Below are 19,381 nucleotides of genomic sequence, written 5' to 3'. Positions count from 1 at the left end.
TTCAGGGAAGGAGGCGTCACACATGAAGGTCGAGGTAACCAGCCAGGCTCTCACCGAAGTCGCCGTGGACGTGCTGATTCTGCCGCTCACCGAGGGCACCCCGGCGCCGGCCGACGTGAACGAGGCGCTGGGCGGGCTGTGCGCGCAGGTGGTGGGCGCGGACTTCAAGGGCGAGATGGGGCAGACAACGCTGCTGTACACCGGGGGCCGGCTGCCGGCGCGCAAGGTCCTGCTCCTGGGCCTCGGGAAGGCGGAGAAGGTCACCAACCGGTCGCTGCGGCGCGCCGCGGGCATCGGGGCGCGTGCGGCCCGGAAGAGCGGCGCCCGGTCGATCGCCTTCGCGCTGCCCGGGGCGGTGGAGATGGACGAGGCGGCTGCCGCCCGCTTCATCACCGAGGGGGCGCTGCACGGCCTCTTCCGCTTGCCTGACTGGAAGTCGGAGAAGAAGCCCCGCCCCGAGGTGGAGGCCGTGCACATCCTGGGCGGCGAGCGAGCCCGGGAAGGAGCGGAGCACGGCCGCATCGTGGCGGAGGGGGTCAACCTCGCCCGCGCCCTGGCCTGGACGCCGGGCAACCACCTGACGGCCGCGAAGCTGGCGGAGCGCGCCGCGGAGATGTGCAGGGAGAACGGCATCGAGGTCGAGGTATACGACAAGAAAGGCTGCGAGGAGCTGGGCCTGGGCCTGCTGCTTGCCGTAAACCAGGGCTCCCGGGAGGAGCCGCGCTTCATCGTGATGCGGTACAAGGGCAACGGCGGCCAGGGGCCGTGGCTGGGCCTGGTGGGCAAGGGACTCACCTTTGACTCCGGCGGAATCTCCATCAAGCCCACCGAGGGCATGTGGAACATGAAGATGGACATGGGCGGCGCCGCGGCCGTCATCGGCGCCATGCAGGCCATCGCCCGGCTGAAGGTGAAGGCCGACGTGATGGCGGTCATCCCCTCCACCGACAACATGCCGGACGGCGGCTCGTACAAGCCTGGCGACGTCGTTTCGGGCCTCTCCGGCAAGACGGTGGAGATCCGCTCCACCGACGCCGAGGGCCGGCTGATCCTGGCCGACGGCCTGGCGTACGCGGCGAAGCAGGGCTGCCGCAAGATCATCACCGCCTCGACGCTGACGGGCGCCTGCAACATCGCCCTGGGGCCGATCCGCTACGCCCTGGTGGCCAACGACGACGCCTGGGAGGAAGAGGTCTACCGGGCCGGCGAGGCCGCCGGGGAGCGGGGCTGGAAGCTGCCCCACGACGAGGAGTACTACGACCTCATCAAGTCTTCGGTCGCGGACATGATCAACGGGACGAAGAACAGGGCCGCGGGCACCGTGGCAGGCGGTCTCTTCCTCATGAAGCACGTGGGGGACACGCCGTGCGTCCACCTGGACATCGCCGCGGTGGCGTGGAAGAGCGGCAGCGACGAGTATGAGGACGAGGGCGCCACCGGCGTCGGGACCCGCACCTTCGTCGAGGCCGCCCGGCGCTTCGCGGAGGGCCTGCGCTAGATGGTGCGGATTCCGATGCCGCCGCCTCAGGGGCGCGCGGACCTGCACAACCACACCACCGCCTCCGACGGGACGCTGACCCCGGCGGAGCAGGTGCGATGGGCGGCCAGCCAGGGGCTGGCCGCCGTGGGCATCACGGACCACGACACCATCGCCGGCTGGGCCGAGGCGAAGGAGGCCGCGGAGGAGGCAGGCATCGAGCTGGTGCCCGGATGTGAGCTCTCCACCGAGGTGGGCGGGACCGAAGTGCACATCCTCGCGTACTACTTCGACCCGGAGGACCCGGGGATGGCTGATCTGCTGCGCCGCATGCGGGGCGGGCGGCGGAAGCGGGTGGAGGAGGCGGTGGCGAAGCTGCACGCGCTGGGCTACGCCGATGTGTCGCTGGAGCGGATCCTCGCCCGGGGCGGGGAGTCCGTGGGGCGCCCGCACATCGCCGCGGAGCTGGTGGACCTGGGGATCGTGCGCACCCTCAAGGAAGCGTTCGAGCGATTCCTGGCCCAGGGTCGGCCGGCCTACGTGCCGCGTCCCAAGCTGGAGCCGGCGGAGGCGATCGCCGTCGTCAGGCAGGCGGGCGGTGTGCCGGTGCTGGCGCACCCCGGGCTGATCGGGGACGACCGGTGGGTGCGGGAGGCGATCGCCGCCGGGGTCATGGGCATCGAGGCCTACCACACGGACCACAGCGAGCTGCAGCGCCAGTTCTACGCCCGCTGGGGCCACGACGCAGGCCTCGTCGTCACTGGCGGCACCGACAGCCACGGCCCGCAGGGGACCCGCACGGTGGTGCCGGGCACGGTCAACGTGGGGATGGACGTGGTGGAAAGGCTGAAGGCGCTCTCCCTCTGGTACCAGCGGTCGCGCGGGTCGCTGGCATAATCTCTCTCCGCAGGAGGTAAACTAGCCAGGAGCCAACGCGACCGGAGGGGGGCGAACGTGGGGTACGACGAGGTGCAGGCCCTGCGCGACCGGATCCGGGCGCTGGAGGAGCGGACCCGGCTGCTGGAGGAGCGCATCCGGGGGCTTCGGACCAGCCGCCGGATCCTGATGAACCTGCTGGCCGCGCAGGAGCGTGAGCGGCGCGCCTTGGTTGCCCGGCTGGAGGCGGAGAACGGCCGGCTGCAGCGGAAGACCGCGCGGTTCGCCCGGGCGGTGCTGGAGCGGAACATCCGCATCGTGCGCCTGGAGGAGTCCCTGCGCCGGCAGACCGATGTCTCCTCCGGGTAGCTGCAGGGCGCGCGGCGCCCGCGGCCACCAACGCGAAGCGCCCCCGGGGGTCTCCCCGGGGGCGCCGCACTCTATGTCTGCGGACGTTTGGACTGCTTAACGCCCAGTCGGATCTGCCGGTCGGGACGAGGAGGTTCAGGGCGGGATTCCCAGTCGAAGAACGGATCACCGACGAAGGCCGGGGGTTCGTCCCGCCAGCCCTCGGGGACGACTGCTCTGAGGCTCAGGACGGAGCCACCGTTCCGGATCTGCTTGCGCTTCACGGTCACGAGCTCCACCTCCTGTTCGCTCCTTCTGAGGCCATTGTACCAGCCACGGCACGCCAAGTGAAGGTTTCAGGTGACACCCGCTTCCTAATGTTAGTCTTCACTTTCCCTGAACGATTCATGCCACCGTCACGTCCTTTGGAATAAGTACAGAAATGGGTATGTTCAGGGAGGCAGCGATATGGAGCAGATGGCAGCGCTGGCGGCACGGATCCGCGCCAATATGGAGAAGGTCATGGTGGGCAAGGCCGACGTCATCGAACTGCTACTGGTGGCGCTGGCGGCCGGTGGCCACGTGCTCATCGAGGACGTGCCGGGGACGGGCAAGACGATGCTGGCGAAGTCGCTGGCCCGGTCGCTGGACGTGACGTTCCGCCGCATCCAGTTTACCCCGGACCTGCTGCCTTCCGACGTGACGGGCCTCTCCTATTTCAACCAGAAGACGGGCGAGTTTGAGTTCCGCCCGGGACCCGTGTTCGCGCAGGTGCTGCTGGCCGATGAGATCAACCGCGCGACGCCCCGCACCCAGTCGGCCCTCCTGGAGTGCATGGAGGAGCGGCAAGTGACGGTGGAGGGCGTCACGCGGCCGCTGGCTCGCCCCTTCCTCGTGCTGGCGACGCAGAACCCGGTGGAGCAGGAGGGCACCTTCCCGCTGCCCGAGGCGCAGCTGGACCGGTTCCTGCTGAAGCTGCCTGCCGGGTACCCGTCGGCCGACGAGGAGATGGCGATGCTGGACCGCTTCCGCAGCGGCGACCCCTACCGGGAGCTCGCGCCGGTCGCCACGGCCGACGAGATCCTCGCGCTCCAGCAGGCGGTGCCCCAGGTGCACGTGGCGCGGCCGGTTCAACAGTACATCGTGGACCTGGCCCGCGCGACCCGCAGCGCCGAGGGCATCGAGCTGGGAGTCAGCCCCCGGGGCACGCTGGCCCTGCTGCGGGCGAGCCAGGCCCTGGCGGCGGTGCGGGGGCGCGACTACGTCCTCCCGGACGACGTGCAGTACCTGGCCCGGCCGGTGCTGGCCCACCGGCTCGTGACGTCCACCCAGCTGCGGCTGCGGGGGCGCGGCGCCGCCGAAGTGCTGGATGGGATCCTCGCGGCCACGCCGGTCCCCGCGGAACCGGTGCCGAAGGGGGCGGTGTAGGTGCGCCTGGGCAGCGGATCCGGGCTGCAGTGGCTGGGCGCAGCTGCCCTGCTGCTCGCGGCGCTCTGGCTCCGTAGCGGCCTACTGCTGCTGGCGGCAGGCCTCGTTGCGCTGGTGGCGGGCGTGGTAGCCCTGTGGCGGCGGTTCGGCCTCAGCCGGCTCACGTACGAGCGGCACTTCCAGCAGAACCGGTGCTTCCCGGGCGAGCCGGTCACGCTCACGGTCACCGTGACCAACCGGAAGGTCCTGCCGCTGACCTACCTCGTCGTGGAGGAGTCGGTGCCCGTGGCGCTGGAGGTGGAGTCCCGGCGCCTGCACTTCCAGAGCCGGGCCCGCGGGAGGCTGCGGATGCGCTTCAGCCTCGGCTGGTACCAGCGGGTGGAGCGGCGCTTAACGGTGCGGGCCGCGCGGCGCGGGGCCTACCGCCTGGGGCCCGCGGTGGTGGCCGCGGGCGACCCGTTCGGGTGGGCCGAGCAGCGCATGGAGGTCGCACCGTCCGACCTGTTGATCGTCTATCCGCGGGTGGTGCCGCTGGAGGAGGTCGGGCTGCCGGCGCAGCGACCGTTCGGCGACCTGGCGTCCCGGGACCGGCTCTTCGCGGACCCCCTCCGGTTCGCGGGGGTACGCGAGTACCGGCCCGGGGACCCGCTGAACCAGGTGCACTGGAAGGCGACGGCCGCGACCGGCGAGCTGCAGGTGCGGCTGCTGGACCCGTCCGCCAGCCTGGGGCTGGCGGTCTTCCTGAACACGTGGTCGTACGAACGCTTCTGGGAGGGCGACGACGCGGACGCCCTGGAGGCTGGCGTGACCCTGGCGGCCTCGATCGTGGGCTGGGCCCACGAGCACGCCCTGCCGGTGGGCCTCTACGCCAACGGCCTCGTGTACGGGTGGGGCTTCAGCCTGCATCTGCCGCCGGCCCGCGGAGACGGCGTGCTGGTCCAGGCCCTGGAGGGGCTCGCCCGGCTGCAGACGGGATCGCCCCAGCCCCTCTGGGAGTTGATGGCCGCGGAAGTGCCGGCGCTGCCGTACGGCACCTCGCTGGTGGTGATCACCCGGCAGGTGGGCGTCGACCTGGCGGGCGCGGTCCTGCGCGCCCAGCGGTCCGGCCGCCCCGTGACCCTGGTGGTGACCGGGCCGGAGGCGGAGCCGGTGCCGGAGCTGCCGGGGGTCCGGGTCTACCGCGTGGGCGGAGAGGAGGGGCTGCATGGCGCGGTTCTGGCGGAGTAGGGGCCTCTGGGTCCGGTGGCTGTTGGCCGCGCTGGTGGAGACCGCGGCGGCCCTCCCGTGGATGCTTTTCCTCTACGCGGCGGACGGTGAGGCGGGCTGGTTCGAGGCTGTGCCCGGTGCGTGGCTGCCGCTCGCCGTCTTCCTGACCGCGGCGGTGTGGGAGTCGGGAAGCCGGGGCGACGCGCGCCCCGCGCGCGTCGGGGCCCTGGTGGCGGGCGCCGCCCTGGCCTACCTGGCGGCGTACGCCCTCCTGCCGGCGCCGCTGCGGACCGGGGTGTTCGGCCTCAACCCGGCGCTGGCCTTCGTGCCCGTGGCCGTTTACCTCTGGTACGCCGGGGCCAGCTGCGCCCTGGAGGGGCTGGAGTACGGCCGCCTCTTCGAGCGGGCGTGGCGGCTGTTCGGCGGGCAGCTGGCCGGCATCGTGTGTCTCCTGCTGCTGGGCGAGGCGCGGTCCGGCCCGGTGCAACTGGTACTGGGATGGTCCGTGGTGCTGCTGTTCGGGGCCGGCCTCTCGCTGTTGATCCTGACCCGGGAGCGGGCTCTGCTGGGCGCCTTCGATGCGGAGGAGCAGGCCGCGGAGCCCACATCCCCCGCTGTGACCGGCTTCGTGCTGGCCCTGCTCGCCGGGACGGTCGCGGCGTCCGCTGTGCTGACGGTGGACCGGGTGGCGACGCTCCTGCGCGCGGTCGGCCGGCTCGTGGCGCCGGTCTACAACGTCCTGGTCCAGGTCGCAGCGTATCTCGCCATGGGCGTCGCCATGCTCCTGGAGCCTCTGTTCAACCTGCTGAAGTGGCTGGCATCCCAGCAGGAGCCGACGGAGCAGGGGGGAGGCGAGGACGTTGCGCCGGGCCCGCCCGACCTGCCCCCGGATGCCGGGGCGCAGCTGGATCTGGAGCCCGTGCTGAAGGCCGGGTTGATCCTGGTGGCGGTAGCGCTGGCGGCCCTGCTGCTGTGGCGCATGAGCGCCGTGCGGCGGCGCACGTCCGAGGTGGACGAGGAGCGGACCAACCTCGGCTTCTGGGCCTCGCTCTGGCAGGACCTGCGGGGGCTGCTGCAAGCGCGCCGAACCGCAGGGGCGGTGGGAGACGGCGCCGGGGAGGAACCGGTTCCGCCCGGCAGCGCCCGGGAGCTTTACCGGCGGCTGCAGCGGTGGGGTTCCTCGCGGGTGCGCCCCCGGCGGCCGGCCGAGACCCCCAACGCGTATCGGTCGGCGCTGGCCGGCGCGCAGCCTCGGGCTGCCGACGCGGTCGACGCCGTGACCGCGGTCTACAACCAGGAGCGCTACGGCAGCCGGCCGCCGGATGCGGAGACGGTTGCAGAGGCCGCAGCGCTTTGGGAGGCCAGTTGCGAACGGGACTTCACTGTGTAATCGCCTTAACTTATAATGAATGGGAAGGCAACATGCGCCTTCCCATTCTTTGTGCGAATCGGATCTCGCCGGCGATGCGAGGGCCGACCCGGAGGGGGAGTTCGATGCTGCTGCAGCACCTGACCACCTTCTGCCGCGTCGTGGAGGAAGGGTCGTTCACCCGCGCCGCGCAAGTGCTGAACCTGACCCAGCCGTCGGTCACCAAGCAGGTGGGGGCCCTGGAAGACTACCTGCAGGTGCAGCTGTTCACCCGGCAAGGCAAGCGGGTCCACCTCACCCCGGTGGGGGAGCTGGTATACGACTACGCCCGCCAGGTGATCCACCTGGTGCAGCGGTGCGAGGAGGCGGTACGGGAGTACCGCTCGCCCGGCAGCGGCAGCGTGACGGTGGGTTGCGTGCACACGATCGGCCTGTTTACCCTGCCGGAGCTCCTGGCGGCGTACGTGCGGGAGCACCCGCGGGTGAAGATCAACGTGAAGACCGGGAACAACCGGGAGACGGTGACGATGCTCCTGCACGGCGAGGTGGACGTGGGGCTCGTCACGACGCCGCAGGTACACGAGCGCATCGAGGTGGTGCCGCTGTTTGAGGATCCGCTGGTGGTGGTCGCAGGCCCCAGCTTCGCCGCCGATCTGCCGCCGGTGGTCAGCAACGCCGATCTGGCGCAGCTGCCGTTCATCGGCTACGTGCGCGGCGCCCGCTTCCGTATGACCACGGACCAGGTGCTGGAGGAGATGGGCATCCAGCCGCAGTTCGTGATGGAGTTCGACAACCACGAGGCGATCAAGACGATGGTCGCGCTGGGCTTCGGGATCGCCCTGGAGCCGGTGTCGGCGGTGCAGCGGGAGCTGATCTCGGGGCAGCTGGTGCGGCTGAACGTGCCGGGGCTGCCGCGCCTCAGCCGGACCACGTCGCTGATCCTGCGGCGGGGCGAGCGGCGCAGCGAGGCGGTGCGGGCGTTCCTGTCGCTGCTGGAGCAGCGGTACAACGTCACGATTCCGACGCGGTAGGACGGACTTGGGGGTACAACGTAGCCGTGCATCTGGCGGCCGCCGGGCCCTGCGCCCGGCGGCCGCCATGCGCAGGACCGCCCGTGTCTTCCACCTGGCGATGGCACCACACGGGCATCGCCGGAACTGCCCTTACGGGAACCGCAGCAACCGCCGTCACGGGCACCGCCGGAACCGTGGCGTGTGCGTGGGTTACGGAGTGCCTGCTCGTGCTGAGGCGGTCAGGACCGACCCGGAAGTGTCGGCGACACCGCTAGCATGGCGGCTTGCATCGACGTTCATCCCTGCACAACCAGCGTCGGTTGGAAGGAGTCGGTCTGCCGCCGTCGCAACGAATGTGCACTTCGGTGAAGACTGCGTGCGACAAGGACTGCGGGAGACGCGAGCCTGAGACGGCCTGTTGCGCAAGGCGTGCGGGAAATTGCACATTCGTTGCGATGAGACCGGCCGCACGGCCCGCTCAGTCTGTCGAGCCCGGCCGGTGCACAGGTGAACGGGCCGGAGAGGTTGGGACGAACAGCGTCCTCGTCGTCCGACCCAGCGCGGGCTGGCTTCGTTGCCACGAATGTGTACTTTGGTGAAGGCCGCGTCCGACAAGGACCGCGGAAGACGCGGCCCTGAAACTGCCTGTGGCGCAAGGGGCGTGGAAAAGTGCACCATCGTTTCCATGAGACCGGGGACACGGCCTGCCCAGTTCGTCGAGCCCGGTTGATGCACAGCCAACCTGGGCGAAGAGCTGCGGAGGAGCAGCCTCATCGTCGTGCAATCCTGAGCGGGCTGCCTTCGTTGACATGAACGTGTACTTTCGTGAATGCCGCCTGAGACAAGGTCAGCGTGGAACGCGAGCCTGAACCTGCCTGTGGCGCAAGGATCGGCGACCTCTCCCGGCCCGCATGCCATGATCCTGCCCGCCGCGCGGGAAAACTACGGCACGAGGAGGTGTGCATATGCCGGGCAACAAGATCGGCAAGCTAAAGGCGGGGCAGGGGCTGCGGCGGATTCTCGCCCAACGTCGGGGCGGCTGGCGCGACGCAGAAGCCAAGTCCAACTTCGAGGTCGGTTCCGAGCTGGAACCCGGTGACGGAACCCCCGGGCGGACGGGTCGGGCCGGCCGCTGGGGCGATCCGCACCGCTGACGCATAACAAATTTAAATCAGGGGTTGCAATTTCCGCCGAAATGGCGTATCCTATCATTGGTTTGCGGCTTGGTGAGCGGTGCGCTGGTTTGCCGAATACGGGCGAATTCCTCGCGTCTCCCTCCCGAACGCGATCCAAAAAATATCTCCAGATGGATGGGAGAGAGAATGCGAATGACCAAGACCCTGTACTTCGGCAACCTTCCGTGGGCCGTCACGCCGGAGGATCTTCAGAACGCCGTGTCCCAGCATGCTGAGGTGCTCGGCGCCCGAATCGCTACCGATCGGGAGACGGGCCGCAGCCGCGGCTTCGGCTTCGTGGAGGTTCCGGCCGATCAGGCTCAGGCCGTCATCGACGCCCTGAACGGCGCCGAGTGGGCCGGCCGTCAGCTCACCGTCAACGAGGCCCAGCCTCGTCCGGAGCGTGGCCCTCGCCGCTAAACAGCGGAGGTGACAACAGCGCCCGGTGCATGTGCACCGGGCGTTTTGCCGCGTCTTGGGGCCGTTGCCACGGGCGTCCGCCATAGGGTAGAATGACGGTTGTCATAACAGTGGCGCAAATCGGGTTGCCGGTGTGGTGTACGGGAGGAGGGCGGTGCATGCGTTGCGGTGCTTGCGGCCGTGAGGTGGACGGTGGCCCGGGCGATCTCTGCCCGGTGTGCGGAGGTGTGCTGGGTGCCGATTATGTCACGGCAACCCCGGAATCGAGCCTGGCCGGATTCGGGAAGGTGGTGCGCGGCATCAGGCCTGCGCGTCGCCGGTCCCGGGTGGTGCGCGCCGGCGCGCTGGCGATTCTGCTGCCCTTTGCCGCAGCGTCAGTGGCATGGGGATACCAGGTGTGGCAGAATGCCGGCGGGCGCCTGACCCTCGGCATGGCCATGCCCGCCCTGCTGCTGCTGCTGACGGGTGCGGTGGCGTTTCGCTGGTTGCGGTAGCCGCAGTTCGGCGCGGGAGTGACCCGTCAGAGAAACGGCGTTTCCGTTCACCTGAGCCACGACCGATGGGAAAAGCACAAGGAGGAGGCGAAGCCCGCCTGCGATGTGGGTCCAGCAGTACAAATACGGTGGCAGGAAGCACTACAGCTACCCGGTGCGGCTCATCGAAGAGCGTTCCGACGTGATCATCGTTCACGGGGCGTACGGACGCCCCCTCACCCATCCGGGGAGGGGGCTGGTGGACTGGCCGGTGCCCAACGAGTCGATCGAGTTCCACTTCACGTCTGCGCCGTGCTCCGTGAGCGCCGCCTGGAACGCCGACGGCTCCTTCCGGCATTATTACGGCAACGTGAACACGCCGGCCACGCTGTCGGAAGGCGTTCTTTCCCTGGTCGACCTGGACCTCGACCTGCTGGTGACCGAGGACCTCGCGTGGCGGGTAGAGGATGAGGACGAGTTCGAGGCCCACCGCCGGGAATGGGGGTATCCCGAAGAGGTGGTGGAACTGGCCAGAAGCGCGCTGGCGGAACTGATCCAGATGGTGGAGGAGCGGCGGTTTCCGTTTGACGGGTCTGCGTTCCGGCTGCGGGAGCAGCTGTCCCGGTCGGGAGCACCCCGCGCAGAATCAGCCCGCCGCACCTGATCGGCCCGCCGGGCACAACGGGCCGCTCCCGCTCGCCGAGGGTCAGCTCCGTGAAAGCAGGGCCCGCGCTGCAATGCGCGGGCCTGGTTTGCCTGTCCTGCCGCTGCGCCGGTCACAGGCTGAGGGCGATGCGCTTGGCCACCACCATGGCCTGCCCGGCGGCGTTCGCCAGGCTCTGGTACGCCGGGGGCGTGCAGACGTCGCCCGCTGCAAAGACGCCGGGCACGGAGGTCTGTCCGAAGCGGTCGGTGACGATGTATCCCTCGGGGTCGAGCTCCACCTGGCCGGCCACCAGCTGGCTGTTGGGCTCGTTGCCGATGTAGATGCAGACCGCATCCACCTCCAGGGGCCACACCCGGTCGGCCTGGTGGACCTCCACGGTGACCCCGTCGGGCCGGACGTCGAACCGCCCCACCCTGGCCCGTTCGTGGTGCACCAGTCGATCGTTCGCCAGGACGGGGGCGGAGAGGTCCGTCCGGGCCCGGAGCGGGCCGCGGCTCAGCAGGTGGACCTCCCGGGCCACCGGAAGCAGCAGGCCGGCGTTCTCCAGCGCACGGTCGCCTCCGCCGATCACCGCCACGCGCCGGCCGCGGAACCAGGGCAGGTCGTGGGAGGGGCGCCGGACCCAGTTGCCTTCGTAGAGCGCCCGCTCGCCCTCCACGCCGAGGCGGCGGGCCCGCAGGCCGGTGGCGATGACCAGGGCTCGCCCGGTGACCGGGCCCTCGGAGGTAAGGCAGGTGCGCTCCGCTGCGGAGACGGCCCGGACGGTCCTCCCCAGGTCCACCCGCGCCCCGGCCTCGGCCGCCTGGCGCATCAGCCGCTCCGTAAGGGCTTCGCCGCTGGGCAGGTCCAGGCCCGGATAGTCGAAGATCCGCCCGCGGATCTGGTTGAGCTGGCCGCCGGGTCGCGGGGCGGCTTCCAGGACCAGCGGCTCCAGACCCAGCCGACGGGCCCATATTGCGGTCGCCAGTCCCGCCATCCCGGCCCCGACGATGACTATGTCCCAGTGCCTGTCCTCTGCCACAGCACACACCCCCTCCCGGCGTGACGGCGGTGTATGAGACCGCAGCTGTTACTCAAAGAGTTTCCGGAACTCGCCGTAACCTTCCTTCTCCAGGTCTTCCTTGGGGATGAAGCGCAGGGCCGCGGAGTTGATGCAGTAGCGGAGGCCCGTGGGCGCCGGGCCGTCCGGGAACACGTGGCCCAGGTGGGAGTCGGCCCCCCGGCTGCGCACCTCGGTGCGCACCATCCCGTGGCTGAGGTCCAGCCGCTCCACGATATTCTCGGGCACCAGCGGCCGGGTGAAGCTGGGCCAGCCGCAGCCGGCGTCGAACTTGTCCCTGGAGCTGAAGAGCGGCTCGCCGGAGACCACGTCCACGTAGATACCTTCTTCGAAGTGGTTCCAGTACTCGCCGGTGAAGGGCCGCTCAGTGGCGCCCAGCTGCGTCACCTCGTACTGGATGGGCGTGAGCCGGCGGCGAAGTTCGGCGTCCCGCTCCGGGTCCCGCCAGTGCTTCCGGATGAAGTCGTCGCGACCGGATGCGGCCCGGTACCGCTGGTAATGGAACGGGTTCTTCCTGTGGTAACCCTGGTGGTACTCCTCGGCCGGGTAGAAGGGGCCGGCGGGGAGGATCAGGGTGGCGATGGGCTTGTCGAACCGTCCGCTGGCCTCCAGCTCTGCCTTGGACTTCTCGGCCAGCCGGCGCTGCTCCTCGTTGTGGTAGAAGATCGCCGTGCGGTACTGCGGGCCGCGGTCGTAGAACTGCCCGTCGGGGTCGGTGGGATCGATCTGCTGCCAGAAGAGGTCGAGCAGCCGCTCGTAGGGGAAGACGTCCGGGTCGAAGGTGATCTGGACTGCCTCGAAGTGGCCCGTGGTGCCGGAACAGACTTCCTCGTACGTGGGGTTCTCCTTGTGGCCGCCGGTGTAGCCCGAGACCACCTTGTAGATGCCGGGCTGCTCCTCGAAGGGGCTCACCATGCACCAGAAGCAGCCGCCGGCGAAGGTGGCCAGTTCCAACCTTTTCTCATCCATGGTGCATACCCTCCCTGTACCATTCTGGACGACCGGGCCGGTCCCGGGGGTACTGCACGGCGTCCACCGGCGTGGCCCGGCCACCGCACGGGCTCTGCCCTTCGGCCCCGGCGATGCGCGCAGCGGGGGGAGCTGCACCCGGGCCAGGGGGAACCCATGGCCGTAGACGGAACCCATGGCCGGTGTGCCAACGTGATATATAGTGGGGGGTGTCTCGGTATGAAGCGCCAGGCGCTGTGGGGGATGGGCGCTGTGGTTCTGGCCGTGCTGCTGATCACCGGGATGAGGCCGGCGGTCCTCGCAATGGACGATGTGGTGGAGGCCCTGGAGAGGGCCGGGCTGCAGGTCGCGGTCCAGGAGACGGTCAGCTGGCCCGTCCTCGGCGAGGGAACCCGGCTTGCCCTGGGAGCGGACGGCGCACATACCCTGGTGGCTTTCATCTACGCCAGCCAGGAGGAGCAGGAGCGGTTCGAGGTCGGCGAGGGCGGCTACCGGGTGACCGACGGCAACACCGCTGCCCTCTTCGAATGGGATTCCCCACAGACGGTCATCCGGCATCGGAACGTGATGATCATCATGCCGGCCGATTCGCCGGCGCTGGCGACCGTGCGGGCCGCAACCCTGGCTTGGGGCATGGTGGACTGACCGCACCGCCGACCGGCAGACGGGCGCGCCGCGCCCGTTTCTCTTTTGGGCGGAGCCCTACTTGTGGTACACTACACTAGATGCACATTCCGTAGATCACCGCCCCAAAGGGGGAGACCATACATGACCGAGAAGGATCATAAGGCCGATGACCTTAACCATATTCTCGACCGCGTCGAGCAGATGATGAAGGACGGCACCCTGGAGCTGCTGCCCATGGCGGAGCAGGGGGCGACCGAGGACCTGACGCCCGGCGGCTTCGACCACCTGGAGCCCGCCGGGGTGGCGCAGATGCAGATCGATCCGGAAGCGGGCCGGCGCATCCACGGCAAGCCCGAGCCCCGGGTGCACATCGAGACCTTCGGGTGCCAGATGAACGAGCACGACAGCGAGATCATGTACGGCATCCTCGCCCAGATGGGCTACGTGAAGGCCCAGGGGCCTGACGACGCCGACCTCCTGCTGTTCAACACCTGCGCCGTGCGGGAGTCGGCGGTGGAGCACGCCTTCGGCCGCATCGGCCAGCTGAAGCCGCTGAAGTACACCAACCCCGACCTCATCATCGGGGTGTGCGGCTGCGTGCCCCAGGTGGAGGGCCAGGTGGAGCGCATCAAGCGGATGTTCCCGTACCTGGACCTGATCTTCGGCACCCACAACATCCACCGGCTGCCCGAGCTGGTGGAGCGGGCCAGGAGCGAGCGGGAGACCGTGGTGGACGTGTGGGAGTCGATGGGCGACGACTTCCCGGACATCCTGCCGGCGGCCCGGGAGGGCGACCTGAAGGCCTGGGTCACGATCATGTACGGGTGCGACAAGCACTGCACCTACTGCATTGTGCCCACCACCCGCGGCAAGGAGCGCAGCCGTCCCTACGAGGTCATCCTCGCCGAGGTCCAGGAGCTGGCGCGCCAGGGCTTCAAGGAGATCACCCTGCTGGGCCAGAACGTCAACGCGTACGGAAAGGACCTGTACGGCCGCCACGGCGAGGGGGCCTTCGACTTCGGCGACCTGATCGAGCTCATCGACCGGAACAGCCCCGGCATCGAGCGCATCCGCTTCACCACCAACCACCCCAAGGACTTTACCCGCAAGATGGTGGAGCAGATCGCCCGCGCCGAGAAGGTCTGCGAGTGGTTCCACCTGCCGGTGCAGTCGGGCTCCGACAGCGTGCTCCGGCGCATGAAGCGCTCGTACAACCGGAAGCAGTACCTGCGGCTGGTCGGGTGGATCCGGGAGCTGATCCCCGACGCGGTGATCACCACCGACATCATCGTGGGCTTCCCCGGCGAGACGGAGGAGGAGTTCCAGGAGACGCTGAGCCTCGTGGAGGAGGTCCAGTACGACGCCGCCTTCATGTTCATGTACTCCGAGCGGGCCGGCACCCCGGCCGCCCAGATGGAGGACCGGCTCAGCGTGCCCGAGAAGAAGGAGCGGCTGCAGCGGCTGATGGAGGTGCAGAACCGCATCGCCCGCGCCAAGAACGAGGCGCGGGTCGGCAAGGTGTACGACATCCTGGTGGAGGGGCTGGACAAGGGCAAGCCCGACGTGGTCTTCGGGTGGACCCGGGGCAACATCCTGGTCACGTTCCCCGGCGACGAGTCCCTCAGGGGCCGGATCGTGCCCGTGCGCATCACCCGCGCCGGCACCTGGACCCTGGAGGGCGAGCTGGTGGAGAGCCCGGTGACGCTGGCCTAGTCAGCACGATGGGGGGAGATGACGTGGCGGTTGCGACCCGTCGCGATGTGTGGTTGCTGGCCCGGGAGCTGGCCGAGGCCATCGCGGAGACGCCGGAGGTGCAGGAGTACCGGCGGACCGAGGACGCGGTGCTGGCCGACCCCGACGCGGTCGCCCTGATCCGGGAGTACGAGGCGGCCAAGCGGGCGGTAAAGCTCTCCCGCGGCCGGCCGCCCGAGGAGCAGAAGGCCCTGGTGGAGCGATTCCTGGCGATCGAGGAGCGGTTCAACGCCCACCCGGTGATCCAGGCCTACTGGAACGCCCGGGTGGCCCTCGATGCCTTCATGGAGCGGATCAACGCCGTGGTGACCTTCCCGATCACCGGCGAGACGGCGCCCCGGGCAAAGGGCGGCTGCGGCTCCGGCAGCTGCGGCTGCGGCGGATAAGGGCAGGACGGATCCGGAGGGGGGCAGTTGCCCCCCTCCGGGCTTGCGAGCAGGGTTCCGGCCTGCGGGTGACGAACAACAGCCGGAAGGACCGCGCGGCCAGGCAGCGAACGCGGCGCGCGGAGGAGGAGGACTTGCAGCAAGGTGGACCCAGCCAAGGCAACACCCATGTTCGCCCAGTACCTGCAGATCAAGGAGCAGTACCCGGACTGCATCCTGTTCTACCGGCTGGGCGACTTCTACGAGACCTTCATGGACGACGCGGAGCTGGTGGCGCGGGAGCTGGAGCTGGTGCTCACCGGCCGGGACGCCGGCAAGGACATGGGCCGGGTTCCCATGGCCGGGATCCCCTACCACGCGGCCGAGGCGTACATCGCCCGCCTGATCGAGAAGGGCTACAAGGTGGCCATCTGCGACCAGCTGGAGGACCCGAAGAAGGCCAAGGGGTTGGTGAAGCGGGACGTCACCCGGGTGGTCACGCCGGGCACCCTGGTGGAGCCCCGGCTGCTGCCCGAGAAGGCCAACAACTTCCTCGCGGCCATCGCCTGGTCCCGGACGGGGTTCGGCCTCGCCGTGGTCGACCTCTCCACCGGCGAGTTCGCGGCGGCGCAGATGAACGGGGCGGACAGCCTGCGGCTGCTCCTGGAGGAGATCGGCCGGCTGGAGCCCCGGGAGGTAATCCTGGAGCCGGGGCTGGCGGCTGAGCCGTCGGTGACGGGGCCGCTGAAGGCGTCGGGCATCGCCGTCTCGGTGTTCGAGGGGCGGCATTTCAACCATGCGAATGCCTACCGGAAGCTGACGGAGCACTTCGGCACGGCCAACCTGAGCGGCTTCGGCTGCGAGGACCTGGAACTGGCCACCTCAGCCGCGGGCGCGGCGCTGGCCTACCTGGAGGAGATGCACAAGGCCAGCCTGGGCCACGTGAGCGGGCTGGCGGTCTACTACCCCGGCGACTACATGGTGCTGGACCCCGCCACGCGGCGGAACCTGGAGCTGACCCGGTCGCTCCGGGACGGCGGGCGGCGGGGCACCCTGCTCTGGGTCATGGACCGCACCGTCACCGCCATGGGCGCGCGGCTGCTGAAGAGCTGGCTGGAGCGGCCGCTCCTCGACCTGCGGCAGATCCACGCCCGCCACGAGGCGGTGGGCGAACTGGTGCACCGGCCTGTGCTGCGGGCCGACCTGCGGGCGCTGCTGCAGGAGGTCCACGACCTGGAGCGGCTGGCCGGACGGGTGGCGGTCGGCAGCGCCAACGCCCGGGACCTGGTCGCCCTGAAGCAGTCGCTGGTGGCGCTGCCGTCGATCCGGGTGGCCCTGGAGGACGTCCGGGCCGAGCGGCTGGTGGAACTCCGGGACCAGCTGGATATGCTGGACGACGTGCGGGACCTGATCGAGCACGCCATCGCCGACGAGCCGCCGGTGGCCCTCACCGAGGGCGGCATCCTGAAGGACGGCTTCCACCCGGAGGTCGATGAGCTCCGGCGCATCGCCCGGGACGGCAAGGCCTGGATCGCCCAGGTGGAGGCCCGGGAGCGGGAGCGCACGGGCATCAAGTCGCTGAAGATCGGCTACAACAAGGTCTTCGGCTACTACCTCGCGGTGACGAAGCCGAACCTGCCCCTGGTGCCCCCCGACTACATCCGCAAGCAGACCCTGGCCAACGAGGAGCGGTTCATCACGCCGGAGCTGAAGGAGCTGGAGGAGAAGGTGCTCCACGCTGCCGAGCGGGTGATGGACCTGGAGTACGAGCTCTTCGTGGAGATCCGGCAGCGGGTGGCCGCCGAGGTGACCCGCATCCAGCGTTCGGCCCGGGCGGTGGCCGAGCTGGACGCGCTGGCCTCCTTCGCGGAGGTGGCGTCGCTGTACGGCTACTGCCGGCCCCTGGTGGACGGCTCCACGGTGCTGGAGCTGAAGGGCTCCCGCCATCCGGTGCTGGAGCGGGTGATGGAGGAAGGGGCGTTCGTGCCCAACGACCTGCTGGTGGACACCGGGGAGAACCGGGTGCTGCTCATCACCGGCCCCAACATGGGCGGCAAGTCCACGGTGATGCGGCAGGCGGCGCTGGCGGTGATCCTGGCGCAGGCGGGCTCCTTCGTACCCGCGGAGTCGGCGCACATCGGGCTGGTGGACCGGGTCTTCACCCGGGTGGGGGCGTCGGACGACCTGGCCACCGGCCGGTCCACGTTCATGGTGGAGATGACGGAGGTGGCCAACATCCTTCACAGCGCCACCGAGCGGTCGCTGGTGGTGCTGGACGAGGTGGGCCGGGGGACCGCCACCTTCGACGGCCTCTCCATCGCCTGGGCGATCACCGAGCACATTCACCAGGCGATCGGGTGCCGGACGCTGTTCGCCACCCACTACCATGAGCTGTGTGAGCTCGAGGGCATCCTGCCCGGGGTGAAGAACTACTCGGTCGCGGTGATGGAGAAGGGCGAGGACATCATCTTCCTGCGCAAGCTGGTGCGGGGCGGGGCGGACCGTTCCTACGGCATCCAGGTCGGGCGGCTGGCCGGTCTGCCGGCCTCCGTCGTGGAGCGGGCGCGGGAGATCCTCGCCACCCTGGAGGAACAGGAGGGCGAGCGGAAGTCCCGGCGGGAGGCCGCCGCCCAGCGGCTGAGACGGCAGCCGGCCGTGCAGCTCACCTTCTTCGAGCCCAAGAAGGACCCGGTGGTGGAGGAGTTGCTGGGCCTGAACGTGATGGCGCTCACCCCGATCGAGGCCTTGAACACGCTCTATCAGCTGCAGGCCAAGGCGAAGGAGAACCGATAGGAATCGCGGCGCAGGCGGCGAATACCCCTTCCTTGCCAAGTTGCGTACGAATGAGGGGGACTCCGCATGCGTCGCTTTTTCGTTGTGCTGCTGATGCTGATCCTGATCCCGACGGCCGTACCCGGCACGGCCCTGGCCGAGGAGCCGGTGCGGCTGTTCGTCAACGGTTCGCAGGTTGTCCCGGACGTGGCGCCGGTCATCGTGTCCGACCGCACGCTGGTGCCCGTCCGCTTCCTGGCCGAGCCGCTGGGGTTCGCCGTGGAGTGGGACGGGGCGACGGGAACGGTGACGCTCTCCGGAGCCCGGGTGATCCGCCTCGCCGTCGGCCGGCCCGAGGCCATCGTGGACGGAACCGTGGTCGCCCTGGACGTGGCGCCGGTCAACGTCGACGGCCGGGTCATGGTCCCGTTGCGCTTCGTGGCCGAACAGATGGGCGCCGCGGTGGAGTGGGATCCGCAGAACCGGGTGGTGACCGTTACCGCCGCCCGGATCCTGCCGGAGGGCCAGGTGGGCGGTGACCTGGCCCTTGTGGGGAACGTGGAGGCCCTGGGCGCGTGGGCCGAGGGGCACACGACGGGTCAGTTCAGGCTCTCCGCCGTCGCGGGCGTGCTGAGCATGGACTACACCTTTGCGCTGGATGGTTATCGGGAGGGCGACGACCTGCTCGTCTACCTGACCGGCGCGGGCCCGGGGCTGGACTACCGGTCGGCCCTTGCCGTGCGCGCCGGCAAGGTCTGGCGGCTCGGCCCGGGCGGCACGTGGGTGCGGCGGCCGGAGGAGGATGCGGCGTTCGGTCCGGACGGCCTGCCCGGGTGGGGAGGGGATCTCCCGGCCGAGGGCGGCCTCTTCGACCCCGACACCACGGAACTGGCCGGCGCCCGGATCCTCCGGGAGGAGAGGACGCTGGAAGGCGTGACCTACGACGTGGTCGTGGTCGAGTGGGATCAGGCGGCACTCTCGCCGCTGTTCGCGGAGTTTCCGCCGACGGTCGGGGACGCGTCGCTGCTCCTCACCGTGTACGCCCTACCGGACACCGGGGGGCCTGTGCGGGTCGACCTGAGCATGCACGCCGCAGACGCCACCGGGGTGACGGTGGACCTCAGCGGATCCCTGGCCGTGAAGCCGCTGGAAGGCGCGATCCCGTTCCCGCCGGAGATTCTGTCCGAATGACGGGCGCGAAGCCGCCCCCCGATGGATGCGGGGGGCGGCTTTCGGTGTGCCCGGCATGGGCGCTGACTTGGCGGTGAAAGTCCGCTACGGGCGAGGCAGCACCAGCCCGTTAGCCAAAGGCAAGGGTGTCCGTCGTGAGGCGGAATCTGAAGGAAGCCCGAGGCAAAGCCACGACCCGAGGAACACGAACCCC

At 69.8% G+C, this 19,381-nt stretch carries 19 protein-coding genes; 16 read left to right on the top strand and 3 right to left on the bottom strand.

Annotation, left to right across the window (positions count from 1 at the left end; all coding sequences use genetic code 11):
* Positions 1-22 precede the first annotated feature (22 nt).
* From STH_RS08925 to STH_RS08915, 3 genes are read left to right on the top strand one after another with little or no spacing between them, the layout of a single operon-like run.
* Positions 23-1,498, top strand: a complete 1,476-nt coding sequence (locus tag STH_RS08925) for a leucyl aminopeptidase (RefSeq protein ID WP_011195902.1) — start codon at positions 23-25, stop codon at positions 1,496-1,498.
* Positions 1,499-2,374 carry a PHP domain-containing protein gene (locus STH_RS08920; RefSeq protein WP_050742196.1) on the top strand — a complete coding sequence of 292 codons (876 nt, stop codon included), beginning with the start codon at positions 1,499-1,501 and terminating at the stop codon, positions 2,372-2,374.
* A 57-nt stretch (positions 2,375-2,431) separates the two neighbouring features.
* Positions 2,432-2,722, top strand: a complete 291-nt coding sequence (locus STH_RS08915) for a hypothetical protein (RefSeq protein ID WP_011195900.1) — start codon at positions 2,432-2,434, stop codon at positions 2,720-2,722.
* A 71-nt stretch (positions 2,723-2,793) separates the two neighbouring features.
* Here STH_RS08915 and STH_RS08910 read toward each other — a convergent pair whose 3' ends face one another.
* Entirely contained in the window at positions 2,794-2,991 is a 198-nt protein-coding gene (locus STH_RS08910) for a hypothetical protein (protein WP_043713842.1), read from the bottom strand.
* A gap of 178 nt (positions 2,992-3,169) precedes the next feature.
* Between STH_RS08910 and STH_RS08905 the strand changes: the two genes are divergently transcribed.
* The 8 genes from STH_RS08905 (at position 3,170) to STH_RS08870 (ending at position 10,449) form a co-directional block, all read left to right on the top strand.
* Complete coding sequence (locus STH_RS08905; RefSeq protein WP_011195898.1) at positions 3,170-4,129, top strand: AAA family ATPase; 960 nt, start codon at positions 3,170-3,172, stop codon at positions 4,127-4,129.
* Positions 4,130-5,356 (top strand): DUF58 domain-containing protein, encoded by a 1,227-nt coding sequence (locus STH_RS08900; RefSeq protein ID WP_011195897.1) that lies wholly within the window; start codon positions 4,130-4,132, stop codon positions 5,354-5,356. It abuts the gene before it with no gap.
* Positions 5,334-6,725 (top strand): DUF4129 domain-containing protein, encoded by a 1,392-nt coding sequence (locus STH_RS08895; protein ID WP_043713841.1) that lies wholly within the window; start codon positions 5,334-5,336, stop codon positions 6,723-6,725. Before STH_RS08900 ends, STH_RS08895 begins: the two co-directional genes overlap by 23 nt.
* Positions 6,726-6,829: 104 nt before the next feature.
* On the top strand, positions 6,830-7,735 hold the full coding sequence (locus STH_RS08890) for a LysR family transcriptional regulator (RefSeq protein WP_043713840.1): 906 nt from the start codon (positions 6,830-6,832) through the stop codon (positions 7,733-7,735).
* Between the two features lie 947 nt (positions 7,736-8,682).
* On the top strand, positions 8,683-8,871 hold the full coding sequence (locus STH_RS08885; protein ID WP_043713839.1) for a hypothetical protein: 189 nt from the start codon (positions 8,683-8,685) through the stop codon (positions 8,869-8,871).
* 174 nt (positions 8,872-9,045) lie between these two features.
* On the top strand, positions 9,046-9,312 hold the full coding sequence (locus STH_RS08880; protein WP_043713838.1) for an RNA recognition motif domain-containing protein: 267 nt from the start codon (positions 9,046-9,048) through the stop codon (positions 9,310-9,312).
* Between the two features lie 158 nt (positions 9,313-9,470).
* Complete coding sequence (locus STH_RS08875) at positions 9,471-9,806, top strand: hydrogenase maturation nickel metallochaperone HypA (protein WP_148205537.1); 336 nt, start codon at positions 9,471-9,473, stop codon at positions 9,804-9,806.
* Positions 9,807-9,909: 103 nt separating this feature from the next.
* The gene (locus tag STH_RS08870; RefSeq protein ID WP_011195891.1) at positions 9,910-10,449 is read left to right on the top strand and encodes a DUF402 domain-containing protein; all 540 of its coding nucleotides are present in this window, start codon (positions 9,910-9,912) and stop codon (positions 10,447-10,449) included.
* Positions 10,450-10,561: 112 nt separating this feature from the next.
* Here STH_RS08870 and STH_RS08865 read toward each other — a convergent pair whose 3' ends face one another.
* Both STH_RS08865 and msrA read right to left on the bottom strand, forming a co-directional pair.
* Positions 10,562-11,473 carry an NAD(P)/FAD-dependent oxidoreductase gene (locus tag STH_RS08865; RefSeq protein ID WP_043713836.1) on the bottom strand — a complete coding sequence of 304 codons (912 nt, stop codon included), beginning with the start codon at positions 11,471-11,473 and terminating at the stop codon, positions 10,562-10,564.
* Between the two features lie 48 nt (positions 11,474-11,521).
* The gene (gene msrA, locus STH_RS08860) at positions 11,522-12,481 is read right to left on the bottom strand and encodes a peptide-methionine (S)-S-oxide reductase MsrA (protein WP_011195889.1); all 960 of its coding nucleotides are present in this window, start codon (positions 12,479-12,481) and stop codon (positions 11,522-11,524) included.
* 219 nt (positions 12,482-12,700) lie between these two features.
* Between msrA and STH_RS08855 the strand changes: the two genes are divergently transcribed.
* From STH_RS08855 to STH_RS17205, 5 genes are all read left to right on the top strand, one after another.
* Positions 12,701-13,126, top strand: a complete 426-nt coding sequence (locus tag STH_RS08855) for a hypothetical protein (protein ID WP_043713835.1) — start codon at positions 12,701-12,703, stop codon at positions 13,124-13,126.
* 291 nt (positions 13,127-13,417) lie between these two features.
* A complete protein-coding gene (gene miaB / locus STH_RS08850; protein ID WP_242654608.1) occupies positions 13,418-14,821 on the top strand; it encodes a tRNA (N6-isopentenyl adenosine(37)-C2)-methylthiotransferase MiaB in 1,404 nt (467 codons plus the stop codon).
* A gap of 23 nt (positions 14,822-14,844) precedes the next feature.
* Positions 14,845-15,246 (top strand): YlbF family regulator, encoded by a 402-nt coding sequence (locus STH_RS08845; RefSeq protein WP_043713834.1) that lies wholly within the window; start codon positions 14,845-14,847, stop codon positions 15,244-15,246.
* 168 nt (positions 15,247-15,414) lie between these two features.
* The gene (gene mutS / locus STH_RS08840; protein WP_043713833.1) at positions 15,415-18,018 is read left to right on the top strand and encodes a DNA mismatch repair protein MutS; all 2,604 of its coding nucleotides are present in this window, start codon (positions 15,415-15,417) and stop codon (positions 18,016-18,018) included.
* A 66-nt stretch (positions 18,019-18,084) separates the two neighbouring features.
* Complete coding sequence (locus tag STH_RS17205; protein ID WP_011195884.1) at positions 18,085-19,188, top strand: copper amine oxidase N-terminal domain-containing protein; 1,104 nt, start codon at positions 18,085-18,087, stop codon at positions 19,186-19,188.
* Positions 19,189-19,381 lie beyond the last annotated feature (193 nt).

The sequence above is a fragment of the Symbiobacterium thermophilum IAM 14863 genome, assembly GCF_000009905.1.
In the GTDB taxonomy this organism is placed as follows: Bacteria; Bacillota; Sulfobacillia; order Symbiobacteriales; family Symbiobacteriaceae; genus Symbiobacterium; species Symbiobacterium thermophilum.
Note: the sequence above shows the minus strand (reverse complement) of the source record. Positions and strands in the feature narration are given on the sequence as shown.

Coding starts and splice junctions, on each gene's coding strand:
- STH_RS08925 (WP_011195902.1), top strand. CDS start 23: ATGAAGGTCGAGGTAACCAGCCAGGCTCTCACCGAAGTCGCCGTGGAC.
- STH_RS08890 (WP_043713840.1), top strand. CDS start 6,830: ATGCTGCTGCAGCACCTGACCACCTTCTGCCGCGTCGTGGAGGAAGGG.
- STH_RS08905 (WP_011195898.1), top strand. CDS start 3,170: ATGGAGCAGATGGCAGCGCTGGCGGCACGGATCCGCGCCAATATGGAG.
- STH_RS08870 (WP_011195891.1), top strand. CDS start 9,910: ATGTGGGTCCAGCAGTACAAATACGGTGGCAGGAAGCACTACAGCTAC.
- STH_RS08875 (WP_148205537.1), top strand. CDS start 9,471: ATGCGTTGCGGTGCTTGCGGCCGTGAGGTGGACGGTGGCCCGGGCGAT.
- STH_RS17205 (WP_011195884.1), top strand. CDS start 18,085: ATGCGTCGCTTTTTCGTTGTGCTGCTGATGCTGATCCTGATCCCGACG.
- STH_RS08895 (WP_043713841.1), top strand. CDS start 5,334: ATGGCGCGGTTCTGGCGGAGTAGGGGCCTCTGGGTCCGGTGGCTGTTG.
- mutS (WP_043713833.1), top strand. CDS start 15,415: ATGTTCGCCCAGTACCTGCAGATCAAGGAGCAGTACCCGGACTGCATC.
- STH_RS08855 (WP_043713835.1), top strand. CDS start 12,701: ATGAAGCGCCAGGCGCTGTGGGGGATGGGCGCTGTGGTTCTGGCCGTG.
- STH_RS08920 (WP_050742196.1), top strand. CDS start 1,499: ATGGTGCGGATTCCGATGCCGCCGCCTCAGGGGCGCGCGGACCTGCAC.
- STH_RS08880 (WP_043713838.1), top strand. CDS start 9,046: ATGACCAAGACCCTGTACTTCGGCAACCTTCCGTGGGCCGTCACGCCG.
- msrA (WP_011195889.1), bottom strand. CDS start 12,481: ATGGATGAGAAAAGGTTGGAACTGGCCACCTTCGCCGGCGGCTGCTTC.
- miaB (WP_242654608.1), top strand. CDS start 13,418: ATGCAGATCGATCCGGAAGCGGGCCGGCGCATCCACGGCAAGCCCGAG.
- STH_RS08885 (WP_043713839.1), top strand. CDS start 8,683: ATGCCGGGCAACAAGATCGGCAAGCTAAAGGCGGGGCAGGGGCTGCGG.